Here is a 4,608-nt window from a genome sequence, read left to right as displayed (position 1 = left end):
ATGATCGAAAGCGACTTCCCGGAGACGCATTCCATCAGCCAGCATCAACTCCACCGGCACACGAACAGACGATTAAACGCGTCATTTAAATGTCGCCTTTAATCAAGTCAATGCGAATTTGCCGCCCTACAGTTTCATCTAACGGCAACTCGTCACTTCCCTCATCCCCCGATACACCGACAGGAAACCTGCACATGGAAACCATTCGTGTTGTGAAGAAGGCAGACATAGTCTCCTCGGAAAGCTGGCGCGAGCAGAGGCCCGAAGAGGCGCTCACCCTGCCCTCGCGCTATTTCTTCGACGACACGATCTTCCGCTCGGAGCGCGACCGGATCTTCATGTCGGCATGGCATGTGATCGGTCATAAAAGCGAACTGAGCGAGCCCGGCCAGTTCGTGATGACCGATATCTTCGATCAAAGCGTCATTGCCACATGCGGCGTGGATGGCGTTGTCCACGCGTTTCACAACGTCTGCCAGCATCGTGGCAATCGTCTGGTCGAAGAGCGGCGCGGCACGCAAACAGGCGTGTTCCGTTGCGCGTATCACTCGTGGTGCTACGGGTTCGACGGCAATCTTCGCCACGCGCCCCGCAGCGAACGGGTGAAGGGTTTCGATGCGGGTAGCTACAACATCCCGACCGTGCGTGTCGAGGAACTGGGCGGCTTCTACTACTTCAACCTCGACCCGGACGCGCCGTCGATGAGCGCGCTGTTCCCCGGCGCTGACGCTGAAATGAAACGGGTGTTTTCGAAACTCGACGACTACCGTCTGCTTGAAGAGAAGGACGTGATCGTGCCTGCAAACTGGAAGGTCATCATGGACAACTCGATCGAGGGTTATCACTTCTCCCTCTCGGGTCCGTGCCATGTCGACCTCGCCGACCTGATCGATTTCGACGGCTACAAGCTGACACAACGCGACAAGTGGTGGACCTACGCCGCACCGGCAAACAGGAACGCAGCCAGCGCGTATGGCGTGCCGCTGAACGGGGATAAAAACCCGGACGAATGTTTCTTCAACATCGGCATCTGGCCGCACAACACGTTCTACACGTTCCCCTTTTCCGGGTTCCTCGCGACCTTCCTGATCATCCCCCTGGAAGCGGAAAAAACGCTGCTGCGCTTCGGCTACTACACACCGCACGATACGGTCCCGGACGTCACGAAGGCCTGCATGGACTGGATGAATACGGACCTAGGTCCCGAAGATATCGCGCTGAACATCTCGGTACAAAAGGGTCTGCATTCGGTCGGCTACAACCAGGGCCGTTATGTGATTGACGCGGACCGCAGCAATGAAAGCGAGCACCTCGTGCATCACTTTCATACGCTGGTTCATAGCGGCATCCACGGTCAATGAACGTGCTGTCTCCGCGCTGTCGAGGAATCAAATGAGCGCAAAGCCATCAATATCCACGCAAAGCGTCCGCCACGGCTACGACTATGTGATTGTCGGCGCGGGCTCGGCCGGCTGTGTGTTGGCTAACCGCCTTGGCGCCGATCCGCAAGTGCGCGTGCTGCTGCTCGAGGCCGGCCCCGTGAACCGCAACTGGTCGATCGACATGCCCTCGGCGATGGGCATCGTGGTCGGCGGAGACCGTTATAACTGGCAGTATCAGTCGGAGCCCGAACCGTTCCTCAACCAGCGTCGTATTGGTACACCGCGCGGCCGCGTGCTCGGCGGCTCATCGTCGATCAACGGCATGGTGTACATACGCGGCCACGCCCGCGACTACGACGCCTGGGCACAACAAGGCTGCACCGGCTGGAGTTATCGTGACGTGCTGCCGTACTTCATCCGTTCGGAGAAGCATGAGCTCGGCGCCGATGCCTATCATGGCGACAGCGGCCATCTTCGCGTCACGGCCGGCAACACGGACACCGTGCTGACACGTGCTTTCATCAACGCAGGCGTGGAAGCAGGCTACGGCCATACCGACGACGTCAACGGGTATCGCCAGGAAGGCTTCGGGCGCGTCGACAGAACCACGTGGAAAGGCGAACGCTGGAGCACCGCGCGGGGTTATCTCGCCGAGGCGTTGACGCGGGGCAACGTGACCGTTGTAACGGGTGCGCTCGCGTTGCGCGTGCTCGTCAGCGGCAATCGCGCGACGGGCATCGAGTATGCGTGCAATGGCGAGACCGTCAAGGTGTATGCGGACGCGGAAGTCCTGCTATGCGGGGGTGCGATCAACACGCCGCAGTTGCTGCTGCTCTCAGGCATCGGCCCCGCCGATGAACTCAGCCGCGCTTGCGTGCGGCCGCTCCACGATCTGCCGGGTGTAGGAAAGCGCTTGTCGGATCACCCGGACACGGTGGTGCAGTACCTGTGCAAGAAGCCGGTATCGATCTTTCCGTGGACCGTCGCGCCGCGCAAATGGTGGGTCGGCGCGCAGTGGTTCATGAATCGCTCGGGTTTTGCAGCGAGTAATCACTTCGAAGCGGGCGCGTTCATCCGCTCACGCGCCGGGGTCGAGCATCCCGATCTGCAGCTCACCTTCATGCCACTCGCCGTTCAGCCCGGTAGCGTGTCGAGCGTGCCTGCCCATGCGTTCCAGGTTCATATCGACCTGATGCGGCCAACGAGCCTTGGCTCGGTGACCCTCGCGTCGAACGATCCGGGCCTGGCGCCCAGGATTCTTTTCAACTACCTGCAAACCGATCGCGATCGCGCGGACATGCGTGCGGGCGCACGGCTCGTGCGGGAAATCGTGGCCCAGAACGCCATGCGCGAACTCGCAGGCGATGAACTCACACCCGGGCCGGCCGCTTACGACGATGCGTCGCTCGACGCGTGGGCGCGGCAAGTCACGGAGACCGGCTATCACGCGGCGGGCACCTGCAAGATGGGCCCGGCAAGCGATGCTGAAGCAGTCGCAGGACCGGATCTGCGCGTGCATGGCCTGGAACGCCTGCGGGTCATCGATGCGTCCATCATGCCGGTCATCGTCAGCGGCAACACCAACGCGCCGACTGTGATGATCGGCGAGAAAGGCAGCGATCTCGTGATGGGGCGAGTACCGCTGCCGCCCTCCGGCGCAGCGGTCTGGACGCCTGCCGACTGGCGCCGCCAACAACGTGAAAGCGAGCGCGCAGCGGAGGAACATGGATGTCAGACCTGAACGATCTGCCAGTCAGGATCGATGCGATCGTCGCGGACGCCGCCTGGTAACACGCCTTCCATGCAGGCCGAGCGTGAAGCCGCACCCGACCTGCCGTTCGAAGTCGAACTCGCCCAAAGCAACAAGATATTCACGGTCATGCCGGATCAATCGATCATGCAGGCGTTACGGCAAGAGCGCGTGCGCATAGACCCGGGGGGTGCCGCGAAGGCATCTGCGGCACTTGCTCGGTTACTCTGCTGGCCGGAGAAGCCGATCATCGCGACATGATTCAAATCGATGTCGAAAAAAAACAAAATACGGTAGTTTACGTCTGCGTATCGAGAGCGCGATCTGCACGGCTCCTGCTCGACCTGTAAGTCTGACGATGCAACACAAGCGCTATTGTCAGGCTCTATCCGTGCATTCGATCATCCGGCAAGAGACTCGGGGTTCCCATGAGCACGCTGAGCAAATCCGCCTCGCCAACACATCCCGCACCACGGCGCGTGGGCATCCTCGTGTTGCCGCAGTTTTCGAACCTCGGGCTTGCGCTCGTGATCGAACCGATGGCTATTGCCAACTGGCTGAGTCAACGCAAGCTCTATGAATGGAGTGTGCTTTCAATCGATGGCGAACCGGTCCAGGCAACCAACGGCATGATCGCGCCAGCGCGGCCGGTATCGAACGAGACAGGCGAGTTCTCGACCATCTTCGTCATTGCGAGTTTCGAGCCCAAGAAACACGCGAAGAACCGCAAGGTCAAAGCATGGCTGCGGCGCGAAAGCGTGTTCGGCGCGCAGATTGGCGGGATTGAAACCGGCACTGAAATGCTCGCGGCGGCGTCGCTTCTCGATGGCCGTCCGGCGGCCGTGCATTGGGACAACCTCGAAGGGTTTCAGGAGGCGTATCCGAACGTCAAGGCCACCACGCAGCTCTATACCATCGAGCCTCGGTTGATCACGTGTGCGGGCGGCAGCGGCATTATCGACATGATGCTCGAATGGATCGGGCAGCATGCGGGCACCGAACTGGCGGCAGAGATATCGCAGCATCTTTTGCATGCACGCATTCGCGGAACCAGTGAAGTCCAGCTTGCGCGCACCGACCTCGATGCCGCGCCGATGAACGAACAAGTCAGCGAAGCAATCCGGCTGATGCAGGAATCCGTCGCCGCCCCCCTCTCATGCGAGGATCTCGCGGCAGCGGTCGGTTTGTCCAAACGACAACTCGAGCGGCAGTTCAAGCAGTACACCGCAACCGCCCCGCTTCGGTATTACGTCAGCTTGCGGCTGGCGACCGCCCATAAGCTGCTGCAGCAAACCGAACTCAGCGTCTCGCAAGTCGCGGCCGCGACGGGCTTCGACTCGCTCGAACATTTTTCACGAGTCTATAAAACGAAGTTCGGCTGCCCGCCGAGCCGCGACCGGTCGCAATCGTGGGAGGCGCCGGTGATGCGGCAGCGAGTAGCGGCGCCTGCTGCAGCCGGATGAACCACCGGCTGCC

5 protein-coding genes are annotated in these 4,608 nt (G+C 60.9%); all 5 read left to right on the top strand.

The features are described 5' to 3' along the window. Nucleotides 1–194 precede the first annotated feature (194 nt). The 5 genes from AWB69_RS44765 to AWB69_RS44750 all read left to right on the top strand — a co-directional run bounded on the left by AWB69_RS44765 (nucleotide 195) and on the right by AWB69_RS44750 (nucleotide 4,595). On the top strand, nucleotides 195–1,361 hold the full coding sequence (locus AWB69_RS44765) for an aromatic ring-hydroxylating oxygenase subunit alpha (protein WP_062093166.1): 1,167 nt from the start codon (nucleotides 195–197) through the stop codon (nucleotides 1,359–1,361). 31 nt (nucleotides 1,362–1,392) lie between these two features. Next, a complete protein-coding gene (locus AWB69_RS44760; protein ID WP_062093165.1) occupies nucleotides 1,393–3,123 on the top strand; it encodes a choline dehydrogenase in 1,731 nt (576 codons plus the stop codon). Nucleotides 3,124–3,144: 21 nt separating this feature from the next. Then, nucleotides 3,145–3,393: a hypothetical protein gene (locus AWB69_RS50185; protein ID WP_062093164.1), complete on the top strand. Its 249-nt coding sequence runs from the start codon at nucleotides 3,145–3,147 to the stop codon at nucleotides 3,391–3,393. After that, nucleotides 3,336–3,482 (top strand): hypothetical protein, encoded by a 147-nt coding sequence (locus AWB69_RS50180; RefSeq protein WP_331712727.1) that lies wholly within the window; start codon nucleotides 3,336–3,338, stop codon nucleotides 3,480–3,482. The genes AWB69_RS50185 and AWB69_RS50180 overlap by 58 nt, the downstream gene beginning before the upstream one ends. Nucleotides 3,483–3,560: 78 nt before the next feature. Further along, complete coding sequence (locus AWB69_RS44750) at nucleotides 3,561–4,595, top strand: GlxA family transcriptional regulator (protein WP_062093163.1); 1,035 nt, start codon at nucleotides 3,561–3,563, stop codon at nucleotides 4,593–4,595. Nucleotides 4,596–4,608 lie beyond the last annotated feature (13 nt).

Origin of the sequence: Caballeronia udeis, from assembly GCF_001544555.2 — a bacterium.
Lineage (GTDB): Bacteria > Pseudomonadota > Gammaproteobacteria > Burkholderiales > Burkholderiaceae > Caballeronia > Caballeronia udeis.
Note: the sequence above shows the minus strand (reverse complement) of the source record. Positions and strands in the feature narration are given on the sequence as shown.